The 25,501-nt window shown below is 64.6% G+C and carries 27 protein-coding genes; 14 read left to right on the top strand and 13 right to left on the bottom strand.

Annotated elements, in window-relative coordinates; genetic code table 11:
* Positions 1–33: 33 nt before the first annotated feature.
* Complete coding sequence (locus LCM4577_RS02630; protein WP_071069453.1) at positions 34–1,146, top strand: ABC transporter ATP-binding protein; 1,113 nt, start codon at positions 34–36, stop codon at positions 1,144–1,146.
* A gap of 106 nt (positions 1,147–1,252) precedes the next feature.
* On the opposite strand, the gene LCM4577_RS02625 is transcribed toward LCM4577_RS02630, so the two are convergent.
* Both LCM4577_RS02625 and LCM4577_RS02620 read right to left on the bottom strand, forming a co-directional pair.
* A complete protein-coding gene (locus LCM4577_RS02625; protein ID WP_041007501.1) occupies positions 1,253–1,486 on the bottom strand; it encodes a DUF680 domain-containing protein in 234 nt (77 codons plus the stop codon).
* A 69-nt stretch (positions 1,487–1,555) separates the two neighbouring features.
* Positions 1,556–1,762: a DUF680 domain-containing protein gene (locus LCM4577_RS02620; RefSeq protein ID WP_040979868.1), complete on the bottom strand. Its 207-nt coding sequence runs from the start codon at positions 1,760–1,762 to the stop codon at positions 1,556–1,558.
* Positions 1,763–2,373: 611 nt separating this feature from the next.
* Here LCM4577_RS02620 and LCM4577_RS02615 point away from each other — a divergent pair.
* The 6 genes from LCM4577_RS02615 to LCM4577_RS02590 are packed head-to-tail and all read left to right on the top strand — an operon-like array spanning position 2,374 to position 7,585.
* Positions 2,374–2,802, top strand: coding sequence for a PqqD family protein (locus LCM4577_RS02615; RefSeq protein WP_041004069.1), 429 nt, complete (start codon positions 2,374–2,376; stop codon positions 2,800–2,802).
* A gap of 37 nt (positions 2,803–2,839) precedes the next feature.
* Entirely contained in the window at positions 2,840–3,916 is a 1,077-nt protein-coding gene (locus LCM4577_RS02610; RefSeq protein WP_071069451.1) for a serine kinase, read from the top strand.
* Positions 3,885–4,637 carry a glycosyltransferase family A protein gene (locus LCM4577_RS02605; RefSeq protein WP_071069867.1) on the top strand — a complete coding sequence of 251 codons (753 nt, stop codon included), beginning with the start codon at positions 3,885–3,887 and terminating at the stop codon, positions 4,635–4,637. Before LCM4577_RS02610 ends, LCM4577_RS02605 begins: the two co-directional genes overlap by 32 nt.
* A 46-nt stretch (positions 4,638–4,683) precedes the next feature.
* Positions 4,684–5,436, top strand: coding sequence for a glycosyltransferase family A protein (locus LCM4577_RS02600; RefSeq protein ID WP_071069449.1), 753 nt, complete (start codon positions 4,684–4,686; stop codon positions 5,434–5,436).
* On the top strand, positions 5,436–6,113 hold the full coding sequence (locus tag LCM4577_RS02595) for a glycosyltransferase family A protein (protein WP_071036574.1): 678 nt from the start codon (positions 5,436–5,438) through the stop codon (positions 6,111–6,113). Before LCM4577_RS02600 ends, LCM4577_RS02595 begins: the two co-directional genes overlap by 1 nt.
* The gene (locus LCM4577_RS02590; protein WP_071069447.1) at positions 6,113–7,585 is read left to right on the top strand and encodes a nucleotidyltransferase family protein; all 1,473 of its coding nucleotides are present in this window, start codon (positions 6,113–6,115) and stop codon (positions 7,583–7,585) included. The genes LCM4577_RS02595 and LCM4577_RS02590 overlap by 1 nt, the downstream gene beginning before the upstream one ends.
* A gap of 65 nt (positions 7,586–7,650) precedes the next feature.
* Here the strand turns inward: LCM4577_RS02590 and LCM4577_RS02585 are convergent, their stop codons facing one another.
* The 8 genes from LCM4577_RS02585 to LCM4577_RS02550 all read right to left on the bottom strand — a co-directional run bounded on the left by LCM4577_RS02585 (position 7,651) and on the right by LCM4577_RS02550 (position 14,281).
* The gene (locus tag LCM4577_RS02585; protein WP_071036576.1) at positions 7,651–8,055 is read right to left on the bottom strand and encodes a type II toxin-antitoxin system VapC family toxin; all 405 of its coding nucleotides are present in this window, start codon (positions 8,053–8,055) and stop codon (positions 7,651–7,653) included.
* Entirely contained in the window at positions 8,052–8,285 is a 234-nt protein-coding gene (locus tag LCM4577_RS02580) for an AbrB/MazE/SpoVT family DNA-binding domain-containing protein (RefSeq protein ID WP_040979879.1), read from the bottom strand. The genes LCM4577_RS02585 and LCM4577_RS02580 overlap by 4 nt, the downstream gene beginning before the upstream one ends.
* A 77-nt stretch (positions 8,286–8,362) precedes the next feature.
* Positions 8,363–9,109, bottom strand: coding sequence for a ferredoxin reductase (locus LCM4577_RS02575; protein ID WP_040979881.1), 747 nt, complete (start codon positions 9,107–9,109; stop codon positions 8,363–8,365).
* Positions 9,110–9,133: 24 nt separating this feature from the next.
* Complete coding sequence (locus tag LCM4577_RS02570) at positions 9,134–9,745, bottom strand: sulfite oxidase-like oxidoreductase (protein ID WP_041003913.1); 612 nt, start codon at positions 9,743–9,745, stop codon at positions 9,134–9,136.
* A 122-nt stretch (positions 9,746–9,867) separates the two neighbouring features.
* Entirely contained in the window at positions 9,868–11,412 is a 1,545-nt protein-coding gene (locus LCM4577_RS02565) for a DegQ family serine endoprotease (RefSeq protein WP_071069446.1), read from the bottom strand.
* A gap of 186 nt (positions 11,413–11,598) precedes the next feature.
* On the bottom strand, positions 11,599–12,360 hold the full coding sequence (locus LCM4577_RS02560) for an MBL fold metallo-hydrolase (protein WP_071069444.1): 762 nt from the start codon (positions 12,358–12,360) through the stop codon (positions 11,599–11,601).
* The gene (locus tag LCM4577_RS02555; protein ID WP_071069442.1) at positions 12,360–13,526 is read right to left on the bottom strand and encodes a diphosphate--fructose-6-phosphate 1-phosphotransferase; all 1,167 of its coding nucleotides are present in this window, start codon (positions 13,524–13,526) and stop codon (positions 12,360–12,362) included. Before LCM4577_RS02555 ends, LCM4577_RS02560 begins: the two co-directional genes overlap by 1 nt.
* A gap of 86 nt (positions 13,527–13,612) precedes the next feature.
* Positions 13,613–14,281, bottom strand: a complete 669-nt coding sequence (locus LCM4577_RS02550; protein ID WP_244508214.1) for a L,D-transpeptidase — start codon at positions 14,279–14,281, stop codon at positions 13,613–13,615.
* Between the two features lie 331 nt (positions 14,282–14,612).
* Between LCM4577_RS02550 and LCM4577_RS02545 the strand changes: the two genes are divergently transcribed.
* Positions 14,613–15,236, top strand: coding sequence for a LysE family translocator (locus tag LCM4577_RS02545; protein ID WP_041003905.1), 624 nt, complete (start codon positions 14,613–14,615; stop codon positions 15,234–15,236).
* A 33-nt stretch (positions 15,237–15,269) separates the two neighbouring features.
* On the opposite strand, the gene LCM4577_RS02540 is transcribed toward LCM4577_RS02545, so the two are convergent.
* Entirely contained in the window at positions 15,270–17,960 is a 2,691-nt protein-coding gene (locus LCM4577_RS02540; RefSeq protein ID WP_071069440.1) for an autotransporter outer membrane beta-barrel domain-containing protein, read from the bottom strand.
* A 378-nt stretch (positions 17,961–18,338) separates the two neighbouring features.
* Here LCM4577_RS02540 and LCM4577_RS02535 point away from each other — a divergent pair, with 378 nt between their 5' ends.
* On the top strand, positions 18,339–19,664 hold the full coding sequence (locus LCM4577_RS02535; RefSeq protein WP_071069439.1) for a tetratricopeptide repeat protein: 1,326 nt from the start codon (positions 18,339–18,341) through the stop codon (positions 19,662–19,664).
* Positions 19,665–19,745: 81 nt separating this feature from the next.
* A complete protein-coding gene (gene xylB, locus LCM4577_RS02530; RefSeq protein ID WP_071069436.1) occupies positions 19,746–21,200 on the top strand; it encodes a xylulokinase in 1,455 nt (484 codons plus the stop codon).
* 227 nt (positions 21,201–21,427) lie between these two features.
* Here the strand turns inward: xylB and LCM4577_RS02525 are convergent, their stop codons facing one another.
* Positions 21,428–21,790, bottom strand: a complete 363-nt coding sequence (locus tag LCM4577_RS02525) for a nuclear transport factor 2 family protein (RefSeq protein ID WP_071069434.1) — start codon at positions 21,788–21,790, stop codon at positions 21,428–21,430.
* 111 nt (positions 21,791–21,901) lie between these two features.
* Here LCM4577_RS02525 and xylA point away from each other — a divergent pair, with 111 nt between their 5' ends.
* The 4 genes from xylA to LCM4577_RS02505 all read left to right on the top strand — a co-directional run bounded on the left by xylA (position 21,902) and on the right by LCM4577_RS02505 (position 24,465).
* The gene (gene xylA / locus LCM4577_RS02520) at positions 21,902–23,227 is read left to right on the top strand and encodes a xylose isomerase (protein ID WP_071069431.1); all 1,326 of its coding nucleotides are present in this window, start codon (positions 21,902–21,904) and stop codon (positions 23,225–23,227) included.
* 198 nt (positions 23,228–23,425) lie between these two features.
* The gene (locus tag LCM4577_RS02515; protein ID WP_040979903.1) at positions 23,426–23,629 is read left to right on the top strand and encodes a hypothetical protein; all 204 of its coding nucleotides are present in this window, start codon (positions 23,426–23,428) and stop codon (positions 23,627–23,629) included.
* Between the two features lie 63 nt (positions 23,630–23,692).
* Positions 23,693–23,878, top strand: coding sequence for a hypothetical protein (locus tag LCM4577_RS02510; protein WP_320411890.1), 186 nt, complete (start codon positions 23,693–23,695; stop codon positions 23,876–23,878).
* Positions 23,879–23,889: 11 nt separating this feature from the next.
* Positions 23,890–24,465, top strand: coding sequence for an HAD hydrolase-like protein (locus LCM4577_RS02505; RefSeq protein WP_338012023.1), 576 nt, complete (start codon positions 23,890–23,892; stop codon positions 24,463–24,465).
* Here the strand turns inward: LCM4577_RS02505 and LCM4577_RS02500 are convergent.
* A complete protein-coding gene (locus tag LCM4577_RS02500; protein WP_041007540.1) occupies positions 24,446–25,426 on the bottom strand; it encodes a GlxA family transcriptional regulator in 981 nt (326 codons plus the stop codon). The genes LCM4577_RS02505 and LCM4577_RS02500 overlap by 20 nt on opposite strands.
* Positions 25,427–25,501 lie beyond the last annotated feature (75 nt).

Raw genomic sequence — 25,501 nt, 5'->3', positions numbered from 1 at the left:
ACTTGCAAACAGAGATCAACGGGAGAAGAAAACATGGCCGATGTCACGCTCAACCAGGTGAAGAAATCATACGGCAACCTCAACATTCTCCACGGCATCGACCTCGACATCAAATCGGGCGAGTTCATCGTTTTTGTCGGGCCATCGGGTTGCGGCAAGTCGACCTTGCTGAGGTCGATCGCCGGCCTCGAGGAGATCACCTCGGGCGAGCTGAAGATCGACGGCGAGGTGGTGAACGACGTGCCGCCGTCGAAGCGGGGCATCGCCATGGTGTTCCAGTCCTATGCGCTCTATCCGCATATGACGGTCTACGACAACATGGCTTTCTCGATGAAGATCGGCAAGGAAAGCAAGGCCGAGATCGACAAGCGCGTGCGCCAGGCGGCGGAGATCCTGCAGCTGACCAAATATCTCGACCGCCTGCCCAAGGCGATGTCGGGCGGCCAGCGCCAGCGCGTCGCCATCGGCCGCGCCATCGTGCGCAACCCGAAAGTGTTCCTGTTCGACGAGCCGCTGTCGAACCTCGACGCGGCACTGCGCGTCGCCACCCGCATCGAGATCGCCAAGCTGAAGGAATCGATGCCGAACACCACCATGATCTACGTCACGCACGACCAGGTCGAGGCGATGACGCTGGCGGACCGCATCGTGGTGCTGAAGGAAGGCCGCGTCGAGCAGGTGGGCACGCCGATGGAGCTCTACAAGCGCCCGGGCAATCTGTTCGTCGCCCAGTTCATCGGCTCGCCGGCGATGAACATATTGCCGGCAAAGATCGAGAAGGCCGGCAATCCGACCGTGGTCAGCCATGTCGGCGATCGCAAGGCGACGGTGCCGATCGCAACGCCCGCCTCGGCGAATGGCGCCGCGGTCAGCTTCGGCGTGCGGCCGGAGGATCTCGCCATAGCGACCGGCGCGGACTATCTGTTCGAAGGCAAGGTCGACTATATCGAGCAGCTCGGCGAGGTTCAGCTCGTCTATGTCGATATCGGCCGCACCGACCTGCCGCTGGTGGCCAAGCTGCCAGGCAATGTCGAAGTCAAGCGCGGCGAGACGCTGCGGCTCAACGCCAGCGCCGGCGATCTGCATATCTTCGATGGCGACGGCCATTCCTTCACGCTGCATCGCGAGGAAGCGAAAGCGGCCTGAGGTTCAAGCGCTCCGACGGACACGAAGTCATCCACGAAGTCATCGTGGAAAAGAAAAGCGGCGGGCCAGGGCCCGCCGCTTTTCTTGTTCATACCGTCTAAGGCTATTAGCGGCCGAAGAGGTTACGGTCGCTGCCCTGAGAGGCGGGCTTGTGAACGTCGTTCGACGAGTTCAACAGCTTGTAAACCGTCGAGTCAGTGTTGATCGACGACGTGCGCGTGGTGTCCACGGCGGTAGCCGGCTGGTTGACGCGGACCTCGCCGGTATGGCCGCTCTCCGCGGCAAAAGCAGCGCCGGAAACGGCCAACAAGGCGGCCGTGGCAAGTACGATCTTCTTCATTTCAATGCTCCTGAATTCTATGGTCCGACCGATGCGGCGGCAAACCTGCCGCCGGGTCGAGGTCGGCTGTTAGTTGTTGCCGAAAAGGTTGTGGTCGGCGCCCGTCGTGGCGGACTGCTGAGTGGCAGGCGCGGACTGGTGGACCGAAGCCGTGTAGGACGAGTCGACCTTAGCCGACGCCTGATTGGCTTCATTCGGGTTGTAATGGTCGCTACCAGCGAAGGCGCTGCCGGAAATTGCCAGAAGGGCTGCGGCAGTGAGAACAATCTTTTTCATTTTTGCTACTCCAGTATCTTTATTCCGTCCGTCTAGCGGCGTGCCTTGGGAATGAAATCGCGTCGTTCGGACAACGGTGATTTGGGTGAGCCGACTGCCGGATTCCAATCACGAAGTTTTTCCGTCTGGACCATGAATCCGCATCTTGAAGTTTTGATAAGCATGCCTATGACTTTATTTTTTCTGAACTTTATCAATGGCTTATATCGATTTGACAGTTGGCTCACCAAGTGTATCGGAGCGCCGCCGTTCACAGCGTCCTGCACGCACCGTCAACAGAAACGAACCGTTCAGTTCGATTTTAGAATCTCCTAATAGTCACTTTTCGATACTGTTAACCATTCTACCTCTGTCCGAAGGGCGATTCGGCTCGCTTTCAGAACTACGTTCAGGCTCAAGGCCAAGGAGCGTTCGTGCCGGAAAGGGTCCCAGCCGCTCTTCGTCGGGGGTGAAAATCGAGGCTTGAACCGCGAATTAAAACCTAAAGTGGTTCGCGATGGCGCCTGCGCGCCTTGCCTTGCCAAGCAAGGATCGAGCGTTTACAGGCATTGTTCAGGGGTCAGGCAAGGATGCGGCCGGCAGCAGCCGGCTTGCAGAGCGGGGTCAGGAACATGCCTCTTTCCGAGGTCTATGCCGTTGCGAGCAAGGACATCGTGTTCGAATCCTTCGACGGCGAAGCTGTCGTGCTCGACCTCTCCAACGGCAAGTATTTCGGCTTCTCCGATTCCGGCAGCAAGGTGTGGCAGGCACTGTCCTCGGGTGTCGGCACCGAGGCGCTGATCCGATCGGCCGCGGGCGCCGCGATGATCAGCGCCGATGCACTCGAGGCTTTCATCGCGCGGCTGGTCGAGCTTGGGCTGTTGGCCCCCTCCGGCGCAACGCCGCTGCCCTCTTCGGACGATTTGCCGGCGGCCCTGGCGGCGGCGAGCGAGCCGCTCGATGTCAGCGTCCATGATGATCTTGCCGACCTCATCACCGTCGACCCGATCCACGAGGTCGAGGAGCCGCTCGGCTGGCCGGCCGTCAAGCAGGTATCCTGAGCGAGCGGCCACGGCTCGGGCCAGGCTGGAACGGACCATGCCACGCGTCACGCTCGAGACTTTACCGGATTACGCCCGCTTCCTCCTCGCCGCCGCCGAGAGCGCGGCCGGTCAGTTCCCGGTCCAGCGGGCAGTCCGCCTTCCCGGGCTGGACTTGACCGCGCATCTCGATGCCGGCGCGCTGGCGGATGCCATGGACCAGGCTTTCATCGGAACCAACGGCGATCGGCTGGACTCCCGTCAATGCCATATCTTCATCGGCCATCCAGGTATCGGCGACATGCCGGTGCCGGCAAGCTGGGGCGATGCGCATTTCACCGAACACGGCTTTGCCCAAAAACTCGCCGAGGCGGGGCTGCGCGGCCATCATTTCCACGATCTGGACTTCTGGCAGATCTACGACCCCGGACGGCGCGTCGGCGTCCAGTTGATGCGCTCGGCCGACGCGTTTCCACCCTGGGAGCAGGGAGCGCCGCTGCGCGCCGTCCTGCACTGGGAATATGCCGCGCGCGGCATGCGCCTTGCCMATGCCGGCACGCTGGGAATCGATGGCAAGGGTGTGCTGCTGGCCGGCGCCGGCGGCGCGGGAAAATCCGGAACCGTCGTTGCGGGATTGCTCAACGGGCTGGACAGCGTTGGCGACGACTATGTGCTCATCGACCTCGAGAACGGCGTGACCGCGCGACCGCTGTTTTCCATCCTGAAGCAGGACCCGAAGGGTTTTGCCCGACTCGGACTGGAAAGGCGGCTGGGCACCGACCGCCCGCTCAACTGGCAAGGAAAACATATCTTTCACATTGACGAGATCGCGCCGCGGCCGGTACCTGCAACCCTGGACATCCTTATGTTGATGGTGCCACATATCGGTGACGGCGAGGCAAGTTCGATCGTGCCGATGTCGCGCAAGGATGCAATGATCGCGCTGGCGTCGTCCGGTATCGCGCAGATGCCTGGCGAGCGGGAAAGCGGCTTTCGCTTCTTCAGCGATCTCACACGCCTTTTGCCGTGCTACCGGCTTTTCCTCGGGACGCGTCCGGAGGAGATTGCCGGTACGATTGCGGATTTCCTTGCGCGGGCGCCCGATGAAGCTGAGCGTGATCATGCCGGTCCATAACCGCGAGCGCTTCGTCGTCCCGGCCCTGCGCTCGCTGCTGCGGCAGCGCGACGCCGCCCACCTCGACATCATCGTCATCGACGACGGCTCGACGGACGGATCGGCCGAGGCGGTTCGCTCCATGGCCGACGAGAACCCTTGCATCCGCCTGTTCCGGCACRCTCATATGGGCGTTGCGGCTGCCCGTAATGCGGGGCTGCGGCAATTGCCGGCGGATGCCGGTTTCGTGTCCTTCCTCGATTCCGACGACATTTCGCTTGCCGGTCGGTTCAAGGCGGATCTCGCCCACTTCGAAACGCATCCCGACCTCGATCTGACTTATTCGCTGATGACGTTGGTCGACCGGATCGACGACGAGACGTTGGAGCCGGCGGCGGACAGCCGTATGATGACGCTTCGCGGGCTCTCCCTGAGCACCGCTCTGTTCAGCCGGGCGCTTGTCGATCGCGTCGGCTGGTTCGACGAGGAGTTCGAATTGTCCGAGGACACAGACTATCTGCTGCGCGTCTTCGAAACGGGCCCCCGTTACGAGCTCCTGGACAGCGTCGCGATCTACTACCGGCGCCACGCGGGGAACGCCACCCGGGAGAATGACGGCCGACTCCGCGACCATCTGCGGGCGATCCACAAATCGATGCGACGGCGCAAAGCAGATCCGTCGCGGCGCGAGGCTCCGGGTTTCTTCGAGTATAAGAGCCCGCCGGACTGGCAGGGCATGTGATGGAAGCCGGGGGGCTGAATCGCACAAAACTATTCCGGAGCCACGGATGAGGCTCTCCGTGATCATGCCGGTCCACAACCGCGAGACCTATGTGCGCGCGGCGCTACGCTCGCTGCTGAGGCAGCGCGACGCCGCCGATCTCGACATCATCGTCATCGATGACGGCTCGACCGACGGTTCGGCTCAAGCTGTGCGCGCCATGATGGAGGAAGCACCTTGCATCCGGCTGTTCCAGCAGGAGAACATGGGCGTGACCCGGGCACGCAACAGCGGACTCAGGCGGCTCGAGCCGGGAACCGAACTGGTGTCCTTTCTCGATTCCGACGACACCTCGCCGGCCGGGCGTTTCGCGGCGGATCTGGACCTTTTCAGGCGCGATCCCTCGCTCGAGCTGACCTATTCCCGGATGATGCTGGTCGACAGGATCGATGACGAGACGCTGGAGCCGACCCCGGACAGCAACAGCATCACCGTTCGCGGCATCCATCTGTCGTCCGCGATCTTCTCGCGTCGTCTGGTCGACCGGATCGGCGGTTTCGACGAGGATTTCGTCCAGGCCGAGGATACGGACTTCCTGCTGCGCGGTTTCGAAATTGGCCCCCGCTACGTGCTCCCGGACACGCTGGCGCTTTATTACCGGCGGCACGCCGGCAACATGACAAGGCAGGAAGACGTGCAGTCGCGCGAGTTCCTGCGCGCGATCTATAAATCGATGAAGCGGCGCAGGGCCAATCCGTCGCTCAAGCCGATCGACGGCATATTCGAGTTGAAGAAACTCGCGGACTGGCGGTTCATGTGATGAGCGGATACAGCGTCGTCATTCCGGCTTACAATGCCAGCGCCACGATCGCGGAGACGCTGCGATCGGTCGCGGCCCAGACGCTGCGGCCCGAGCTGGTCGTGGTGGTCGACGACGGTTCGACCGACGATCTTGCCGCCGCGATCGCCGGCATCGACTTGCCGCTCAGGCTTCTGCGCCAGGACAATGCCGGGCCGGGCAGCGCGACCACGCGCGGCATCGCCGCGCTGTCGACGCGCTTCATCGCCACGCTCGACGCCGACGACCTTTGGCTGCCTGGAAAGATCGCGGCGCAGCTTGCCCATCTCGACCGGCTTCCCGGCACGGCCGGTGTCTTCACCCATATACGCAGTTTCCGCGACGGCGAGCCCGATGCGGTGGCCCCGACCGCGATGCCCGGCTGGTCGCGCTCGACGATGCTGATGCGCCGAGCGGCCGTGGAGAGCGTCGGCCCGATGGTCGACCCGCCGGGCGGCCGGGGCGAGATGATCGATTGGATCGCCCGGGCCCGCGAGGCCGGCTTTGTCCTCGACATGATGCCTGACATCCTGGCGCTGCGGCGCATCAGGCCGGGAAGCCTGTCCTATGGGCGCGACGCGACGCGCGACCGCGGCTACCTGGAAGTGGCGCGGCTAGCCATGCTGCGGCGGGCGCAAAGCAAGGCCAGCTCCAGTTGATGGCAAATATCCGTCGCATCGGCAGGCGTTTTCCCGACTATGGCTGGTCCTGGCCGACCGGGTCGCTCGACCAATTGCTCAAGGCAGCGCTTCTGCCCGACGAAGAAGCGGCGCGCCTTTGCGCTGAAAGCTGGCTGGACGAGAACGACATCGACCACGTCTCTTTCCGGGAACACCGGCTGCTTGCCGCGATTTCCGACAGGTTCGGACGCAAGATTGCCGGCCACGCCGCCTATCCGCGCCTGGTCGGCCTGCAGAAGATGCTGTGGACCAAGTCGCGCATGGCCATGCGCGAGGCCGAGCCGGCCTTGACGGCGATGGTCGATGCCGGCTGCACGGTGATGCTGATCAAGGGCGCCAGCCGCATCGCGCTCGATGCCGCCGCGCAGCGCGGGCGCGTGGCGCACGACATCGACATCCTGGTGCGGCCGGGCGATATGCAGCCGGCTTTCGATGTGCTGCACGACCGCGGCTGGCAGATCGCCACCGGCGTTTCCCCGCAATATCTGCGCGCAAGGCTGGCGTCGCTGCGCTCGATGAACTTCTTCAAGGGCAATTACGGCGACATCGACCTGCATCAGCTCGCCTACGACGGCTCGCAGCAGAATGCCGAGGACGACCTGGCGATCTGGCGCCGCGCGATCGCCGCCAAATTCAGCGACGTCGGCGTGGTCGTCCCCTCGCCGGCCGATCGCATCGCTTTGGCCATCGCGCATGGCGGCCTCGACGCGCATGCGCATAGCGACTGGCTGGTCGACTGCACCGTCGCCATCGAAGGCGGCGTTGTGGACTGGACCATATTCCTCGATATCGTCGCTCAACGCGGCCTCGCCGTCGCCGCGGCGGTGGCGCTTTCCTACCTTGCGCTGGAGATCGGCATCGCGGTGCCGGAAGCCGTCCTGGCCAAGGTGGTGGACATGGCCGACCGGCGCGGCGCGGCGCGCCTGTCATCGGTCCTGCAGGCCAAGCCGCGCACCGATTTCGGCGCGCTGACCTGGCTATCGCGGGGATTTGCGAAGCAGTTGCGCCTGCAGCGCAAGAAAGGCCGGTTGAAACAGACCGAGCCGGACACCGTGTGGCGCGGCAAATCCATGGCCGCGAAGGCAACCGGAGAACCGGCATCTTTCGTGCTCTCGCAAACCCTGGATGAACCACAGGGCGAAACCAACGAGATGATGCTCGATCTCGTCGTGCGCATCGTCGTTCCTCCGGTCAGGCGGCGCATCGAGATGGAAATCAATGCAGGCGACCGGCATGTGGCCCGGCTGCGCTCGATGACGATCAGCCGCTCGGGCGGGGAGCGGATGCTGCGCTTTCGCGGCAAGCTGAAGCTCGACCGGACGGGACAAGTCCTGGTGCTGGAGGCGCGGCCGTCGCGGCAGTTTCGCGTCTGGGACGACGAACAGGCCGTCGCCACCTATGGCGCGCTGCCTTTCCAGCTCGTTTCGGCAAAATTTTCTCCGACCGGCTGAGCCCTGGCGGAACGCCGGCGTTGATTACCGTGTCGACGGCTCGGCGAAGGAAGCCTGGCAGCTGCTCAGGAGTCCGGAGTGATCAGCTTCAAGGAGGGGAAATAGGTCCGATATCGGCCGACATCGCGGGTCAGAAGTGGGAGCCGGCCGACCGCAGCATGAGCACCAATGAAGAAGTCCGGCAGAACGCCAGTCTTTTGTCCTCCTGATCGGCGGTACTGCGTAAATACCTTTCCAGCAAGGAAAAGAGCTGCCCTCGGCATGGGCGCCATTTCAAGACCGGCCGCTTCGAGAAACGCGTCAAGATCCTCGATGCGAGAGTAGCGAACGGCAAGCTCGGCATAGACCACGTCTTTGATCAACAATGGTCCATTGAGGCTCGCAGCCTCAAGCTGCGCAACCGACCAATCCGCCCAGTTTGGATCGTCCGTAACGAGGTCGAGCAGAACGTTGGTATCGATGAGCGTCACGCTTCGCCACGGGTCAGCGCCATGATCGCGTCGGTCGTGAGCCCCTCGCCGGCATGGCCACGCAACTTGGCAAAGCGGCTCGCCGGTTGCTTTCTGTCGACACGAGCCAGCACCACGCTCCCATCGGCAGCGCGCCTGAAATCGACCCTGCTTCCCGGAACGATCCCCAGCAGGTCGCGGACCGGTTTCGGGATGGTCACTTGCCCTTTTGCTGTAACGGTGGTGGCCATCTTCGCCCGCTTGGTAATACCAGACGCACGTAAGGTATTACCTTCTGGATCGAATTTCAACAGTTCGCAATCGCAATTCAAACCCCGTAACGCTCGGTGCGGATCAGCCCCGCCGGAACGCCGGCCCCGATCAGGGCATCGGCGGCGGCCGAGACGAACGCGTTCGAGCCGCAGACATAGGCGAGCCTTGGCGCCTTCGGCAGGCGCTCGACGGCCTGCGCCATCATACGAACGTCGATGCGCCGGGAATAGTCGGAGGGCCGCCTCGCCGGCTCGCGGGTCAGCGTCAGCACCAGATCGAACCCGTCGCGACGATCGTCGAGGCCTATCAGCTCGTCGCGAAAAATCACCTCGTCCCAGACCCGCGCCGAGAACACCAGCGCAACGGGCACCGCTTTGTTGCGCAGCGTGCGATGGCGCACCATCGCCATCAGCGGCACGACGCCCGAGCCGCCGCCGACCAAGAGGATCGGCCCGCCGTCGCTCTCCTCCCAGATGAAATGGCCGCCGAGCGGCCCGCGCAGCTCGATCTCGTCGCCGACGGCGGCCACGTCGTGGAAGAAGGGCGAGACTTCGCCGTCGTCGAGCCGCTCGATCGCCAGCTCGACGCCGCCGCCTGTTTCCGGCGCCGAAGCGATGGAATAGGAACGGCGCGCCTGATAGCCGTCCGGCGCAGTCAGCCTGATGTCGACATGCTGTCCGGCCAGATGGGCGAAGGGCCGCGACGGCCGGAACCAGAAGCTGGTGACGCGCGGCGTGCGCTTTTCGATGCGGGTGATCGTGGCTGCCTGCCAGGGCGATTGCGGCGACGGCTCGGCGGTCATCGATTGCTGCTCACGGATCGCCCCTCACGGGTCACTGGAATAGCGCTGTTCGCGCCAAGGGTCGCCATACATGTGATAGCCGCGCAGTTCCCAGAAGCCTGGTTCGTCGCGCTCGGTGAACTGCAGCCCGTTCACCCATTTGGCCGATTTCCAGAAATAGAGATGCGGCACCAATAGCCGTGCCGGCCCGCCATGATCCGGTGTGATCGGCTTGCCCTCGTAAAGCAGCGCCACCATCGCCTTGCCGGTGACGAGGTCTTTGGTCGGCACATTGGTGGAATAGCCGTCGAAGGACAGCGCCAGCGTGTAGGCCGTGGGCGGCTCGATCCCGGCGTCGGCAAGGATGTCGTCGATCATCACGCCTTGCCATGGCGTGTTGAACTTGGTCCAGGCCGTGACGCAGTGGATGTCGCGCGTCATCTTGCTCTGCGGCAAGGCGTTGAATTCGGCCCAGTTCCATTTCTTGATCGGCCGCGGCCCCTGCTTGAGGGTGAACGACCAGTCCTCGGTGCGCACCCGCGGCGTCGGCCCGGCCGAGAGAACCGGAAAACCCTGTTCCAGGTACTGGCCCGGCGGAATGCGCGCGTCGGTGTCGGAAGGAGGACGCCGTCCGGAGAAGAAGCCGCGCGTGACCATTGAGACGCCTCCTGCATCGGCGGAACGATGCGGGCAGTGTTCTCGAATATGCCTCTACGGGCAACAGGAATCTTGAGGACGGAGCCCGCCGGGAAGGCCGACGGGCTCCGCCTGAGCTTTTCTCAGCCGGCGGCGAACGGAACGGCGACGAAGATCTGCGCGTCGCCGCGATCAATCAGCAGGAGCACCGACTTCTTGCCGGACCTTCCGGCCTCGGCGATCGCCTGATTGGCCTGCCTGGCCGTCTTCACCGGCGTCTGGTCGACGCCGACGATGACGTCGCCGGGCTGGATGCCGGCCGCCGAAGCCGCCTTGTCGGGATTGACCCGCTCGACCACCGCGCCGCGCTGGTTCTCGGAAAGGTTGAGCTGGTCGCGGATATCAGGTGTCAGATCGGTCAGACCGAGGCCGAGCGTGGGAACGCGCAGCCCCTGTTCGGCCGACGGGCTGCGGCCTTCATTGCCGTTCGACGCCATCTTCTGATCTTCGGCGTTGCGGCCTACATCGGCGGAGATCTGCATCGCCTTGCCCTTGCGCCAGATATTGACGGTTTCCTTGGCGCCCGGCGACACGTCGGCGACGGCGCGCGACAGATCCTTGGGATCCTTGATCTCCTGGCCRCCGAAGCCGGTGATGACGTCGCCGGTCTCGATGCCGGCCTTGGCCGCCGGCGACCCCTCGGTGACCTGGGAGACCAGCGCGCCGCCCGGATGATCGAGACCGATGGCGCTAGCGACATCCGGCGTGACCGGCTGGATCTGCACGCCGAGATAGCCGTACTCGATGTCGCCGCCCTTCATCAGCTTGGCCACAACCTTCTGTGCCTGATCCGACGGGATGGCAAAGCCGACGCCGACGCTGCCGCCATTGGGAGAATAGATGGCGGTGTTGATGCCGATGACATTGCCGTTGACATCGACCAGCGGCCCGCCGGAATTGCCGTGGTTGATCGGCGCGTCGATCTGAATGAAATCGTCGAACGGCCCGCTATGCAGGTCGCGGCCGCGCGCCGAGACAATACCGGCGGTGACGGTGGTGCCGATGCCGAACGGGTTGCCGATCGCCAGCACCTGGTCGCCGGTCATCAGCTTGCTGGAATCGCCCCATTTGACGGTCGGCAGAGGCTTGTCTGCCTTGACCTTGAGCACCGCGAGATCGTTCTTGGCGTCGTGGCCGACAAGCTTGGCGGGAAGCTCGGTGCCGTCGTCGAGCGTCACCTTGATGGAGCTCGCGCCATCGATGACATGATTGTTGGTGACGATGGTGCCGTCCGCGCCGACGATGAAGCCCGAGCCGAGCGCCTCGGAGCGCGGGCCTTGCTGCTGCGGCGGCGTGCGCGGCATCGGCATGCCCTGGTCACCGAAGAACTGCTGGAAGAACTGGTCGAATGGCACATTGCCGCCGAGGGGCGAACCGTCATCACCCACCTGTGGCTGCGCCTTCATGATCGAGGTGATCGTGACGACCGCCGGCTTGGTGACGGCGATGACCGGAGCGAAAGAGCCGTTCGGGGCCGTGATGCCGGCAACGGGCGTCTGCGTCGTCGCGGCCACGGTGCTGAGGCCGGCATTGTTCTGGGCAAAGGAAACGACGACGGGAGAAATGATCAGCGCGGCGCCCAGCAGGGCGGCGACGCGATGTCTGCGAAGAATGCTTGATGGTGACATGGTCGTTCTGTCCGGGCGAGTGGTTGATCCAGCGCCGCAGGCGCTTCTGGAGGAGCGCCCGTCGACGTGTCGGCGACCGGRAATGCCTGCCTCGCCGCGCATGGCAGCCGGCCGGATCGACAGTCAAGATTTAGGACGCGGAATGGCCTGAATCAGGGCCTTTGGATGACCTTACAAAGATTTAATTCAGGAAGCGCTTACGAACCGCTGCCGACGGCGCAGGTAAGAGGAGGCGATTTGGCCCATTCTGGCGCGGTCGAAACTTGGGCCGTGGCCGCCATGGCCGATGCGGATCGGCAGGTCGAGCAGGCGCTGCATGGTATGGCAGTAAGCCATGCGGTCCGAGTCCGGCAGGTCGTCGATCAGCATGCCGTCATAGATGGCGTCGCCGGCGAAGAAAAGGCCGTCGGCCTCGTCGAAAAGCCCGATCGAATCCGGCGAATGCCCGGGCAGATGCAGCACACGGAATTTCCTGTCGCCGAGATCGACGATGTCGCCCTCGTCGAGCGCACGAGTCAGCGGCGCGGACGGAATGCGGTAATCGGCCGCCTTCCAGTCCGGCGCCGGCAGCTTCGAGACGGCTCCATCGAGATTGTGGAACATGTACGCGTAGGTAACGGCATCATCCATGTCGTCGAACTTAGCCGCGCTTATCCTCGGCCCCATGCGCAGCGGGAATTCGTGCAGCGAGCCTACATGGTCGAGATGGATATGCGTGGCGACAACGATAAGCGGCTTGCCGGGCGGCGTGTCGATCTCAGGCGCCAGCGGACGGATGCCCATGCCGGTGTCGACCAGCAGGTCCGCGTCGCGGCCCTTCAAATGCCACATGTTGGCGCGCACGAAATCATGCACGAAGGGCTCRGTCAGCATCGTGGTGGCGGCATCGACTTTCGCCTTGCCGAACCAGTCACCAATCTCAAGCTCGGGCTTCGGGCCGCCGGCCATCAGACGAAGGGCTTCCCGACCTTGTATTTTTCCGGCACCAGCCGCTTCAGATAGGCCATGCCGGCTTCCGAAAGCTGGTTGACATCCGGCTGCATGAAATCGTCGGGCATATGGCGCGTCTTGCCGGCCACCGCCTTCAGCGGCACCTTCTTCAACACCGTCTTCGACCCGTCATATTGCAGCGCGACCGAGCCGCCGCCTTCGCCGGCGACGGCAACCGCGAAGGCGCCTGCGTCGAAGGCCTCCTGAGCGTCGACGGCGCTGATGGCGCCGACATAGCCGCGCGGCATGTAGCCCAGCGCGTCGACCCGCGCCCGCTTGCCCGGCAGGCCTTCGGCCAGGGCCTGCTCGAGCGCCGCCGGCAGGTCGCTGCCCGACAGTTTGACGTTGCCGTGCTGGTCGCGCTCGAGCTTGTCCGGCGGCACCAGGCTTTCGACCAGCGCCTTGCCGTCGGCGGTGCTGACGCCTTCCGATACGGCGACGATGCAGCGCTTGTGGCGATCGAGCTTCTCGCGCACTTCATCGATGAAGCGCTTGGCCGAGAAGGCGCGCTCCGGCACATAGACCAGATGCGGGCCGCTGTCGGGATCGAGCTGCCATGCGGCCGCGGCGGCGGTCAGGAAGCCGGCATGCCGGCCCATGACGATGCCGACATAGATGCCGGGAAGGGCGCGGAAATCGAGATCGACCGAGAGGAAGGCGCCGGCGACGAATTCTGCGGCCGAGATGAAGCCCGGCGTGTGGTCATTCTCCTCGAGATCGTTGTCGATGGTCTTTGGCGCATGCACGAAGGCGATCGAGCCGCCGGCGGCATCGGTCAGGATCTGCTGGGTGCCCGAGGTGTCGTTGCCGCCGATATAGATGAAGGCGTCGGCGCCCGCCTTCTTCAGGCCGTTGAGGATGACCTCGCAATAGGCGGCGTCCGGCTTGTCGCGGGTCGAGCCGAGGGCGGCGCTCGGCGTGCCGGCGATCAGCCGCAGCCGGTCCTCAGGAATGGCGGAGAGGTCGACATAGTTGCCGTCGCGGATGCCGCGTACGCCGTGGATCGAGCCCAGCACCTTGGCGCCTGGATGACGCTTGCGGATTTCCAGCGTGGCGCCGACGACCGTCTGGTTGATGACGGCGGTGGGGCCGCCGCCTTGCGCGATGACGAAGGTTCCAGCCATGCTTTTCTCTCCCGGGACGAAGGTTTTGAAGGCACCTTCGCCTGTCTTGCGGCATCGCGCAACGGAAGAGTGAGCCTCGGACCCGATCAGACCACGACGACCGGGTTCTTCTTGGAAACGCGGCAGTAGAGGTCGATGATGTCCTGGTTGATCAGGCGCACGCAGCCCGACGACATCGCCTGGCCGATGCTCCACCATTCGGGCGAACCGTGGATGCGGTAGCCGGTGTCCTTGCCGTTCTGGTAGATGTAGAGCGCCCGGGCGCCCAGCGGATTGGTGAGGCCACCGGGCTGGCCGCCCTGCCATTTCACCAGTTCCGGCTTGCGCTGGATCATTTCCGGCGGCGGCGTCCAGACCGGCCATTCGCGGCCATACTGGATGTTGGCGCGGCCCGACCAGCGGAAGCCGTCCTTGCCGATGCCGACGCCGTAGCGGATGGCGTCGCCGCCCGGCTGGACGAGATAGAGCATGCGTTCCTGCAGATGCACGACGATGGTGCCGGGCGCCTCGCCGGTCTTGTCGACGACGATCTGGCGGCGGAACTGCGGCTTGACCTTCTGCCACGGCACGGCCGGCACGTTGAAGCCGCCATCGGTGAGCGAGGCGTACATGACGTCGGGACCGGTGATGTTCTTGTCGACGCTGATCGCCGGGCGCATGGGCGGCACGGAGCCGGTGACGGTGTTGTCGAGCTGCATCTGCGGCAGGTCGAGCGTGTCGGTGGTGCTGCAGCCGGCAAGGCCGAGCAGCGCCATGGCGCCGGCGCCCGAAAGCACGGCGCGGCGGGAAAGCTGAATTTCGGTATCGATTGCGGCGCCGTTGGAAGGCGGCGTCAGACTTTGCGGCAACTCGCGCATGCACCAAACCCTACGCTGCCGGCGGGAAGCACGGTCCGGCCGGATCGCAGGCATTTTCACCAGTCATGGTTGAAAAAGGGTGAAAGCGCGGGAACCCGGCTTAACCCTAACGGATCGTTGCGGCGATCGACGGGCCCCGGCCCAGGTGCCGAAGATTTTTCCAGCGGCCCCTTTACATTCCCGACGACGCCAGGATTTATCCTTTTCTTTGCGCTCAAGGAGCAGGGAAATGTCCTTCGAAAACTGGGCCGCCTTCGCCGCCGCCTCTTCCATCCTTCTCGTCATTCCGGGCCCGACGATCCTCCTGGTCGTCTCCTATGCGCTGGGCCAGGGCTGGCGCACCGCCCTGCCCATGGCGGTGGGCGTTGCGCTTGGCGACTTCACCGCCATGACGCTGTCGATGCTCGGCATCGGCGCGCTGCTCGCGGCTTCGGCGACGGTGTTCACCGTGCTCAAGGTGATCGGCGCCGGCTATCTGATCTATCTCGGCATAAAGCTGTTCCGCGCCGGCGGCGCGCTGAAGGCGGAACCCCGCACCGACGCGGTCTCGGCGGCAAGAATGATGGCGCATGCCTGGCTGGTGACGGCGCTCAACCCGAAGAGCATCACCTTCTTCGTCGCCTTCCTGCCGCAGTTCCTCGACCGTCACGCCGACTTCTGGACGCAGATGCTGATCTTCGAGACGACCTTCCTGACTTTGGCCTTCCTCAACGCTTTCGGCTACGCGCTGATCGCATCCAGGGCCCGCGCGATCGTGCGTAACCCTAAGGCGATCCGCATCTTCAACCGCACCGGCGGCACGCTGCTGGTCGGCGCCGGCATCGCCACGGTGGCGATGCGGTCGGGGAATTGAGATCAGCCTAGCGAATGGTAAGGCCTGTCGGCCTTACCATTTCACGCTCACGCCCAGATTGCCTTCCAGCACGCGGCGCTTGTCGCCGCCGAGATTGGTGGTGTAGTCGCCGGTGGCGAAGACACTGACCTTGTCGGTCACCTTGGCGACCACGCCGCCGCCGAATTCGAAGGACGTTGACCGGCTCTCGGTCGAGATATCGGTGCCCTCGAAATCGACGCGGTCGGTGCCGCCGAAATCGTGCCAGAGATTGGCCTTGAGGTAGGGCTGCAGCGGCGTCCCGTCGAGGATCGTCTCGCCTTGCAGCCTCAATCCGATCCTGCCGGCGACGTCATCGTCGGAATCGAACGATACCGAGGAGAACCGGTCCTTGGCGTCGTCGAGCGACAGATGCTGCCAGACCAGTTGCGCCTGCGGCTCCAGCGTCCAGCCTTGTCCGAGCGCGACCGGGTAGCCGCCTTCGAGCGATGCGGTGACACCGGTTCCGCCGACATCGATGCCGATGTCGCGCGACGATGAAGCCGAACCGCCGAAGAAGGTCGCCATCAGCACGCCGTCCAGGTACCAGCCGGACTTGCCTAGCCGTGTCCAGTAGCCGCCGACGCTGGTGCCGCTGACGTCGAGGTTGCCGACGGCGAGACCGTCCTGACCCAGGGCCTGGCCGCGCAGATCGCCGTTCATGCTGCCATAGGCAAGGAACAGGCCGGCGCGGTCGACCGAGCCTGAGGCGGTTTCGCGGCCGATAAGGTCGACCCCGGCCTGAAGCCCGAACAAGGTGCCGTCGAAGGAGGGCGAGACCGTTCCCGACCAGCCCATCTTGGCGTCCTGGCCGAAGATACGGCCCCAGACCGGCTGCAGATCGGTGTCGGACGACAACAAGCTCTGCTCGCCGCGGCGTTCGTGGAAGGTGCCGAGCGTCGCCATCGTCAGATGCTGCGCGACAGGCGGCACGGCCGAATAGACCGGCACTTCGACGCGATAAAGCAGGATTTCCTGGCCGGGCGCCGGCGTCGGCAGATCGGGCACGGCGGTCGGCACCGGGGGCGGTGGCGGCGGCGGATCGGCCGGCGGCGCCTCGGGCGGAGCTGGCGGTGCCTCGGGTTCGGGATCGCTGGCCTGCACCGGCGGCGTCGGATCGACCGGCGGATTGTTGGCATCGCCATCGGTCGGCACCGGCACCGGCGGCAGGTCCGACGGCGGCGGCGGCGGCTCGGTTTCCGGCGCCACGGGCTCCGGTTGCGACGTCGGCTCCAGCGCTCCAGGCGCGGCAGCCGGCGATGTCGGCGTGATCAGCGCGGAGCGCAGATACCAGTTCTCCGCGCTGCCGGCGCTGACGCCACCCTTGAACAGGTAGTATTCGAAGGCGCCGGCCGCGACCGGCGCGTCGAGCGCGAAGGCGTTGGCGCTCGACGTGGCGCCGTTGACTGCCTGCACGACCATGATGCCGTCCGCCGTCGTCTCGGCGCCGGCGCCGCCGACATTGACGACGGCGATGCCGGTGGAGCCGGATGCGGCGCCGCCCGACAGCACGAGTCTGTCGGAGGCGGAGGAATCGTCGCCAAGCTCAGTCTGGATCAGCAGCAGGCCGCCGAGCCCGGTATAATTGCCGTTGATGGTCAGCCGGTCGGTGGCGCCCGTGTTGCCGTTGGTCAGATCGATGCGGCCGGCATTGAAGACCTCGGCCAGCTGCCCCGACGTGAAGGCCTGGATCGAGGCATTGAAGCCACCGCCATAGAGCGTGCTTGCCTGGTCGACGTTGATCTTGCCGGTGCCAGTGCCCGAGTCGCCCAGCACGAGGTTGCCGTCCAATGTCAATTGCGTGTCGTTGGTGGCGTCGATGGTTTCCCAGTTCTGGACCCTGGCGATGCCGTCCAGCTTGACGTTGTCGAAGGTGAGCGTGTCGGTGCCGAGACCGCCGTTGAGCGTTTTGGTGCCGCCGAGATTGGCGTTGGTGAGGTTGCTGAGCTTGGCGGTGTCATTGTCGGCGCCGAGATCGACATTGCCATAGATGATGCCGCCGCCGTCCCAGACGAAACTGTCGGAGCCGAAGCTCATCAGCACGTCGCCGCCGACCGTGCCGCCGGTGATCGTGACACTGTCGTTGCCGCCGCTGACGCTGATGTTGCCGCCGATGGTGCCGCCGGAAAGGATGATGGTGTCCTTGTCGAAGCCGGTGACGAGGTTGCGGTCGATGATGCCGCCCGACATGTTGAAGTAGTTCTGGTCGAGCTTCATGTTGACGCGGCCGATGCGGCCGCCGGTCATTACCGCATGGTCGCCGTCGTCGAAGAAATCGACGATGCGTCCGCCGCTCATGGTGAACGTGTCGAGCCCATCGCCCTGGTTGAGCGAGCCTATCTGGCCGCCGCTCATGTTGAAATCGTCGATACCGGCGCCCTGCTGGACGTTGCCGGCGACGGTGCCGGCGCCGATGATGAAGGAATCCGCGCCGTCGCCCTGGTCTACCGTGCCGGTGATGGCGCCGGATTGTATGTCGATACGATCGCTGCCGGGACCGAAGGTGACGTTGCCGCTGATCTGGCCGCTGCCGCCGGCGGGGAAGGTCAGCGTGTTGTCGCCGCTGGTGTCAGTGAGGCTGCCGCCGAAATCGCCGCTGTCGCAGACATAGGCCGTATTGCCGGCGGGCGGGCTCAGCACACACGCGGCAAAAGCCTGAGAGCCAGGCAGCAATGTAAGTGCTGTCGATGCCAGAAGGCCAAGCATCCAAGGATGCTCCAAGCCATTTATTAGTCGATCAACATTTTCTGATATAATTTTTCCTTCCGAGAAGAGTCTCGGAAGAGAATTTCCAAAGCGCCGCATCGCGTCCTCGCAATTCGCGATTTTTATCCCCCCGCCCGGCGCCGCAATGAAGACACAATTCGGAAAATTTTACAAAGCCTATTCTGGGTTGCATGGTTGATAAACTGCAAAGTGAACTGAATCGGCTATAGTATTGATTGGACCAGGCTGCTATTGGCGCGCGCCGCGCCGATGCTCCAGAGCGATCCAGCGTTTCACAGGATCGCCGATACACACTTTTCCTGGAATTGCTTTAGGATCGGCCCCGAACAGCAATTCGCGATCGTCTAAGGATACTCAATGACGCTGCAGGACGCATTCGGCCTCGCTTACTCGGGCGCGACCGAAGCCGGGTTGTCGTCCTACGCCCGCGCCGTGCGTGAGCTGCAATGCTTCATCGGCGATCCGGTGGGTTCCATCGACCGCGCCATTGCCGATGCCCCGGCCTTCGTCATGGCGCATGTGTTCAAGGGCTATCTGTTCGGCCTGGCCACCGAACGGGACGCGACGGCGGTTGCCCGATCGAGCYATCAGGCGGCGCTGCCGCTTGCCGCCACCGCGCGCGAACAGGCGCATGTCGCGGCGCTTGGCCATCTTGCCGACGGGCGCTGGCATGAAGCCGCGCGCATCCTCGAGGATATCGCGATCGACAATCCGCGCGACGCGCTGGCGCTGCAGGTCGGGCATCAGATCGATTTCTTCACCGGCAATGCGCGCATGCTGCGCGACCGCATCGGCCGGGCGCTGCCGGCCTGGCAGAAGGGCATGCCGGGCTACCACGCCATTCTCGGCATGCAGGCCTTCGGACTGGAGGAAATGGGCGACTATGCCCGCGCCGAGTCCTTCGGCCGGCAAGCTGTCGAGATCGAGCCGCGCGATGGCTGGGCACAGCATGCGGTCGCGCATGTCATGGAAATGCAAAGCCGGCAACGAGACGGCATCGCCTGGATGCGGGCCAATCCGGAAGCGTGGACGAAGGAGAGCTTCCTCAAGATCCACAATTGGTGGCACCTGGCGCTGTTCCACTATGATCTCGGCGAGACGGACGAGGTGCTCCGGCTCTATGACGGGCCTATCTATGGCGACCGATCAACCTTGGCGCTCAACATGGTCGATGCGTCGGCGATCCTTTGGCGCCTCACTCTGGGCGGCGTCGATGTCGGCGACCGCTGGACGGCACTCGCCGCCAACTGGGTCCCGAAAGCCGCCGCCGGCAATTACGCCTTCAACGACGCGCATGCGATGATGGCCTTTGTTGGCGCCGGGCTGGAGGCGCCGGCGAAGACGCTGCTCGAGGCGCAGCGCGAAGCGATGCGCGGCGGCGACGACAACGCCGCCTTCACGCGCGATGTCGGCCACCCGCTGACGCTCGCGATCAAGGCCTTCGGCGAGGGCAATCACGACGAGGCCGTGCGGCTGATCCGGCCGATCCGCTCGATCGCGCACCGTTTCGGCGGCAGTCACGCGCAGCGCGACGTGATCGACCTGACGCTGATCGAGGCCGCGCTGCGCGCCGGCGATACGGCGCTCGCACGGGCGCTTACCGCCGAACGGCAGCTGGCGCGGCCGGACAGCCCGTTGTCGGCGCTGTTCTCACGGCGCGCATTCGATTTGTCTGAGAATTGACCCGAAGCGGATCTTGCCCTAAAAACGGCCAAGCCAGATTTTTTCGAGATCCGAAAAAATTAATGGCAATGGGAGGAAATCATGTATCTCGGCCTCGACCTGGGCACTTCGGGCGTAAAGGCGCTGCTGATCGACGACAGCCAGAAAGTGATCGGTTCCGGCCATGGCACGCTCGACGTCTCGCGGCCGCATCCCGGCTGGTCGGAGCAGGATCCGGCGCAGTGGATCGAGGCCTGCGAGGCAGCAATTGCCGAGCTCAAGGCTTCGCATCCGAAAGAGCTGGCGGCGGTCAAGGGAATCGGTCTTTCGGGCCAGATGCACGGCGCCACCCTGCTCGATCAATCGGACAAGGTGCTGCGGCCCTGCATCCTGTGGAACGACACGCGCAGCCATGTCGAGGCGGCGGCGCTCGATGCCGATCCGCGCTTCCGCAAGCTCACCGGCAACATCGTTTTCCCGGGCTTCACCGCGCCGAAGCTTGCCTGGGTGAAGAACAACGAGGCTGCAATCTTCGCCAAGGTCGCCAAGGTGCTGCTGCCCAAGGATTACCTGCGGCTCTGGCTGACCGGCGAGCATATATCGGAAATGTCGGATTCGGCCGGCACGTCCTGGCTCGATGTCGGCAAGCGGCGCTGGGCGCCCGAATTGCTGGCGGCGACATCGCTCGACGAAAAGCACATGCCGTCGCTGGTCGAAGGCACGGCCAAGGCCGGTGGGCTGCGTGGCGAGCTCGCGTCCAAATGGGGCATCGCGGCGGGCATCCCGGTTGCCGGCGGCGCCGGCGACAATGCGGCTTCGGCCTGCGGCATGGGCACGGTCGGCGCCGGCCACGCCTTCGTGTCGCTCGGCACGTCGGGCGTGCTGTTTGCGGCCAACGCCTCCTATCTGCCCAATCCGGAAAGCGCGGTGCACACCTTCTGCCACGCGCTGCCCAACACCTGGCACCAGATGGGCGTGATCCTGTCCGCGACCGATTCGCTCAACTGGCTCTCCGAAATCACCGGAAAGAGCGCCGGCGACCTGACCGGCGAGCTCGGCGACACGCTCAAGGCGCCGACGGGCGTCACCTTCCTGCCCTATCTGTCGGGCGAGCGCACGCCGCACAATGACTCGGCCATTCGCGGCTCTTTCACCGGGCTTGCGCATCAATCGAGCCGGGCCGTGCTGACGCAGGCCGTGCTCGAAGGCGTCGCCTTCGCCTTCCGCGACAGTCTCGAAGCGCTGAAGACGGCTGGCACGACATTGAGCCGGGTCACCGCGATCGGCGGCGGCTCGCGCTCGCGCTACTGGCTGAAGGCGATCGCCACCGCGCTGCAGGTGCCGGTCGAGATTCCCGCCGACGGCGATTTCGGCGCGGCGTTTGGCGCGGCAAGGCTGGGGTTGATTGCCGCGACGGGGGCTGATCCGCTTGCCGTGTGCACGGCGCCGGCGACGGATGCGACGGTTGAGCCGGATGCCGGGCTTGGTGGGGCTTTTGCTGATGCCTATCAGAGATATCGCGCGCTTTATCCTGCGATCAGGGCTGTAACTGCGTGAGCAGGAGCGAGGCACCCTGTAGCCGCGTGAGTGGGCGCGAGGCCCCCCTCTCTGCCCTGCCGGGCATCTCCCCCTCAAGGGGGGAGATTGGCAGTTGGGGCGCCCCGCTCATTCCTGCGACGCTGACGATTGGCGAAAGCCGAAGCGACATCCGATCTCCCCCCTTGAGGGGGAGATGGCCGGCAGGCCAGAGAGGGGGGCCTCGCGCCACCCCTCCCCAGTTATCTTCACTGCGCCGGCACCTTGTCCAAGAATCCGGTGACGCTCTTCAGGCGGCCGTTCTCGATGATGCCGATGTCGGTGCCTTCGATGACCGACTCCGTGCCTTCCGGCCCAAGGTTCCACGAGAAGCGGATGCGATCGGCGAAACCGTCGGGCACACCCCTCAGCGAAAACCGGAAGCCGGCAAAGCGCTGCTGCACGCCGTCGATCAGCGCGGCGACGCCAGCATGGCCGTCACCCTGCATGACCGGGTCGCGATAACTGACATCCTTGGTGAAGGTGGCTTCGAGCAGCGCCTTGCGGCGGGCCGCATCGCTCTCGTTCCAGGCGGCGATGTAATTGCGGGCGATCGTGTTGAGGTCGGTCATTGCGATGCTCCTTCGTTGGATCGTTTCGACATGACCTTTTTGGCCCTGCGAAAGAGCGAAACCAATTACGCCTGAGGTAATCGGGCAAAGCACTTGGAGAGGAAGGAAACCATGAGCAGCGGATTTTTCGGCGACATCAAGAAGATCAAATATGAGGGGCCGGATTCGACCAATCCGCTGGCCTATCGTTTCTACAATCCGGACGAGGTGGTGGCCGGCAAGCGGCTGGAAGACCATCTGCGCTTCGCCGTCGCCTATTGGCATTCCTTCGCCTGGCCGGGTGGCGACCCCTTCGGCGGCCAAACCTTCGACCGGCCCTGGTTCGCCAAGCCGGGCGGCGTCGACACGATGGAGCTGGCCAGGCTCAAGGCCGACGTCGCCTTCGAGATGTTCTCGTTGCTTGGCGCGCCCTATTTCTGCTTCCACGATGCGGACGTGCGCCCGGAAGGCAAGGATTTCTCCGAAAGTGCCGCGCGCCTCGACGAGATCACCGACTATTTCGCGACCAAGATGAAAGAGACCGGCGTCAAGCTGCTCTGGGGCACGGCGAACCTGTTCTCGCACCGCCGCTTCATGTCGGGCGCGGCCACCAATCCGGATCCGGATGTGTTTGCCTATGCGGCGGCGACGGTGAAGAAATGCATCGACGTCACCAAAAAGCTGAAAGGCGAGAACTATGTGCTGTGGGGTGGGCGCGAAGGCTATGAGACGCTGCTCAACACCGACCTTGCGCGCGAGCAGGAGCAGGCCGGCCGCTTCCTCAACCTCGTCGTCGATTACAAGCACAAGATCGGCTTCGAGGGCACGATCCTGATCGAGCCGAAGCCGCAGGAGCCCACAAAACACCAGTACGACTACGATGTCGCCACGGTGTACGGCTTCCTCAAGCGCTTCGGGCTGGAGAAGGAAGTCAAGCTCAACATCGAGCAGGGCCACGCGATCCTCGCCGGCCATTCCTTCGAGCATGAGCTGGCTTTGGCCAATGCGTTGGGCGTCTTCGGTTCGATCGACATGAACCGCAACGACTACCAGTCGGGCTGGGACACCGACCAGTTCCCCAACAACGTGCCGGAAATGGCTTTGGCCTATTACCAGGTGCTGCAGGGCGGCGGCTTCAAGACCGGCGGCACCAATTTCGACGCGAAGCTCCGGCGCCAGTCGCTGGACCCCGACGACCTGCTGATCGGCCATATCGGCGGCATGGATGCCTGCGCGCGCGGCCTGAAGGCGGCGGCGAAGATGATCGAGGACAAGGCGCTGTCCGACCCGCTGGCCGAACGCTATGCCGGCTGGAACACCGCCGAAGGCAAGGCGATGCTTTCGGGCGAGCGCACGCTGGAGGAGATCGCCGAACGCGTGGTGAAGGAGAAGATCGAGCCGCAGCCGCGCTCGGGCCGGCAGGAGCTGCTGGAGAATATCGTTAACCGGTATGTCTGAAGAACGGCAGGCCGCCTCGCGCCCGAACAATCGGGACGCGGGGCAGGCCTGAAAATTGCATTCGGGAGGGCAGAATCACGCGACAAAACTTTGCCCCGTGCTGCCCCTCAATCACCTCGTTCTTGCCTTCAAACAGCCGTCACGGAACTCGTATAAACGTGGCTCCTGTGGCGGGAAGGAAAGAAGGAGGCGAAACGTATGCAGCACGAACGCGAAATCGACGCCCTGCTCTCTTCCGGTGAGGCTGGTTCGATCATCGATCGGCTGATGGCGCTGCCGCATTCGAAAGACGGCGCCCGCGAGCCGAATGAATGGGATCGCGCGGTCGCCGCGCGGCTCGAAACGGCGCTGGCCAGGAGCATGCGCTCGCGCATCGTCGGTGAAGGCCGCGACGCCGCCTGATTCTTCCTTGGCCCATTTCTACCCTGGTTTGACGAACGGAGACTGTTTCTCCATCCTGCATCGATGATACGCACGGTGCTGCTCGATCTTCTGGGTGTCGTCTACGATGGCGACGTCCAGATAGCGGGCGCCGCGGCGGCCATCGAGCGTCTGCGCGGCGCCGGGCTGCCGCTTCGTTTCGTCAGCAACACGACACGCTCCCCACGCGTACGATCATCGCTCAACTTGCCGGGCTGGGCATCAAGGTAGAGGACGAGGAATTGCTGACGCCCGCGCGCGCAGCCGTCGAATGGCTGCGCAAGCACGGCCGCCGGCCGCATCTGCTCGTCCATCCCGACCTCGAGGCCGAGTTTTCCGGAGTGGAGGGCCGGAGCGATAAAGCCGTCGTCGTCGGCGATGCCGGCGAGGCGTTCAACCACGCCAGCCTCAACCGCGCTTTCCGCGAACTGGTTGCCGGCGCCGATTTCGTGGCGCTTGCGGTCAACCGTACGTTCAAGGATGCCGACGGACTGCTCAGCCTCGACACCGGCGCCTTCGTCGCGGCGCTCGAATTCGCCAGCGGCCGCAGCCCTGTCGTGCTCGGCAAGCCGTCGCCCGATTTCTTCCTGTCGGCGCTTGCCGGTTTGCGTTGTCCGCCGGCCGATGCGGTCATGGTCGGCGACGACGCGGAGAGCGATGTCGCCGGTGCATTGCGCGCCGGGCTCGGCGCCGCGCTGCTCGTGCGGACCGGCAAGTACCGTCCCAACGATGAAACGCGCTTCGAGCCGCCTCCGACTGCGCTGGTAGACGATCTCACCGCCGCCGCCGATTGGATACTCAACCGCGCCGCAGCCTGACCGGCGCATCGCCGAACGCTCTTGAAAATGCCCTGGAAAATGCCGCGGCGGACGAGAAGCCTGTGCGCCCGGCAATATCGGCCATGGCGATGCGTGTGTCGACCACAAGGCGACGGGCGGCACTGAGGCGCAACCTCAGATAATAGGCGCCGGGCGTCTCGCCGATCGACTTGCGGAAGATGCTTTCCAGCGTCCTTGCCGTCACGCCGGCGCGTTTGGCCACGGCGTCGATGGTGAGCGGCTGGTCGACATGCGCTTCCATCAGCCGGATCGCCTGGGCGAGCCTGGGGTCGTAGCCGTCGAGCCGGCCGAGCGAGACCAGCGGCTGCGCGTCGGTCGCGGCGCGGGCCTGGTCGTAGATGAAGACGCTCGCCACATCGAGCGCGGCCGCCATGCCGAGCCTTGTGCGGACGAGATGCAGCATCAGGTCGAAGGTCGGCGAGGCGCCGCCGGAGGTGAAGACCGGCCCGTCGATGACATAGCGGTCCGGCCGCACGTCGACGCCCGGGAAGGCGGCGGAGAAATCCTCCATGTCCTCCCAATGCGTGGTGGCGCTGCGGCCTTCGAGTAGGCCGGCGCGCGCCACCAGCCAGGTGCCCGCCTCGACACCGCCGCAGGCGCGGGCCGCCCGCGCCGCCCTGCGCAGGCCAGCCAACAATGCCGACGTGGCGTAGTTCTGCGTGCCGAAGCCGGCGACGACCACCAGCATGTCGGTCGGCTCGGCGGCGTCGAAGCGGCCGCTGACCGCTACGGGAAGGCCGCACGTGGTGACCGGCGCCTCGCCGGTGACCGAGACCAGCTTGAAATCGAACAGCGTCTCGCCCGAGATGCGGTTGGCGGCGCGCAGCGGATCGACGGCCGAGGCGACGCACATGATCGACGACCCGGAGAACACCAGGAACGTCACCTTGAGCGTCTCGCGTTCGGAGCGAAAGATGGTCGGCTTTTCGCTTTTGATCATGAGAGCTTCGTAAAACGCAAAACAGTTTCCGGCAAGTCGGTCATTCTTGGCCAGCTTCGGCGCATGTCGTCATAG

The organism is Mesorhizobium sp. LCM 4577 (assembly GCF_001854795.2).
Taxonomy (GTDB): Bacteria; Pseudomonadota; Alphaproteobacteria; order Rhizobiales; family Rhizobiaceae; genus Mesorhizobium; species Mesorhizobium plurifarium.
Note: the sequence above shows the minus strand (reverse complement) of the source record. Positions and strands in the feature narration are given on the sequence as shown.

Coding starts and splice junctions, on each gene's coding strand:
- LCM4577_RS02615 (WP_041004069.1), top strand. CDS start 2,374: ATGCCTCTTTCCGAGGTCTATGCCGTTGCGAGCAAGGACATCGTGTTC.
- LCM4577_RS02600 (WP_071069449.1), top strand. CDS start 4,684: ATGAGGCTCTCCGTGATCATGCCGGTCCACAACCGCGAGACCTATGTG.
- LCM4577_RS02555 (WP_071069442.1), bottom strand. CDS start 13,526: ATGGCTGGAACCTTCGTCATCGCGCAAGGCGGCGGCCCCACCGCCGTC.
- xylB (WP_071069436.1), top strand. CDS start 19,746: ATGTATCTCGGCCTCGACCTGGGCACTTCGGGCGTAAAGGCGCTGCTG.
- LCM4577_RS02500 (WP_041007540.1), bottom strand. CDS start 25,426: ATGATCAAAAGCGAAAAGCCGACCATCTTTCGCTCCGAACGCGAGACG.
- LCM4577_RS02550 (WP_244508214.1), bottom strand. CDS start 14,281: ATGGCGCTGCTCGGCCTTGCCGGCTGCAGCACCACCGACACGCTCGAC.
- LCM4577_RS02570 (WP_041003913.1), bottom strand. CDS start 9,745: ATGGTCACGCGCGGCTTCTTCTCCGGACGGCGTCCTCCTTCCGACACC.
- LCM4577_RS02590 (WP_071069447.1), top strand. CDS start 6,113: ATGGCAAATATCCGTCGCATCGGCAGGCGTTTTCCCGACTATGGCTGG.
- LCM4577_RS02545 (WP_041003905.1), top strand. CDS start 14,613: ATGTCCTTCGAAAACTGGGCCGCCTTCGCCGCCGCCTCTTCCATCCTT.
- LCM4577_RS02595 (WP_071036574.1), top strand. CDS start 5,436: ATGAGCGGATACAGCGTCGTCATTCCGGCTTACAATGCCAGCGCCACG.
- LCM4577_RS02515 (WP_040979903.1), top strand. CDS start 23,426: ATGCAGCACGAACGCGAAATCGACGCCCTGCTCTCTTCCGGTGAGGCT.
- LCM4577_RS02580 (WP_040979879.1), bottom strand. CDS start 8,285: ATGGCCACCACCGTTACAGCAAAAGGGCAAGTGACCATCCCGAAACCG.
- LCM4577_RS02525 (WP_071069434.1), bottom strand. CDS start 21,790: ATGACCGACCTCAACACGATCGCCCGCAATTACATCGCCGCCTGGAAC.
- LCM4577_RS02620 (WP_040979868.1), bottom strand. CDS start 1,762: ATGAAAAAGATTGTTCTCACTGCCGCAGCCCTTCTGGCAATTTCCGGC.
- xylA (WP_071069431.1), top strand. CDS start 21,902: ATGAGCAGCGGATTTTTCGGCGACATCAAGAAGATCAAATATGAGGGG.
- LCM4577_RS02510 (WP_320411890.1), top strand. CDS start 23,693: ATGATACGCACGGTGCTGCTCGATCTTCTGGGTGTCGTCTACGATGGC.
- LCM4577_RS02575 (WP_040979881.1), bottom strand. CDS start 9,109: ATGACCGCCGAGCCGTCGCCGCAATCGCCCTGGCAGGCAGCCACGATC.
- LCM4577_RS02630 (WP_071069453.1), top strand. CDS start 34: ATGGCCGATGTCACGCTCAACCAGGTGAAGAAATCATACGGCAACCTC.
- LCM4577_RS02625 (WP_041007501.1), bottom strand. CDS start 1,486: ATGAAGAAGATCGTACTTGCCACGGCCGCCTTGTTGGCCGTTTCCGGC.
- LCM4577_RS02540 (WP_071069440.1), bottom strand. CDS start 17,960: ATGCTTGGCCTTCTGGCATCGACAGCACTTACATTGCTGCCTGGCTCT.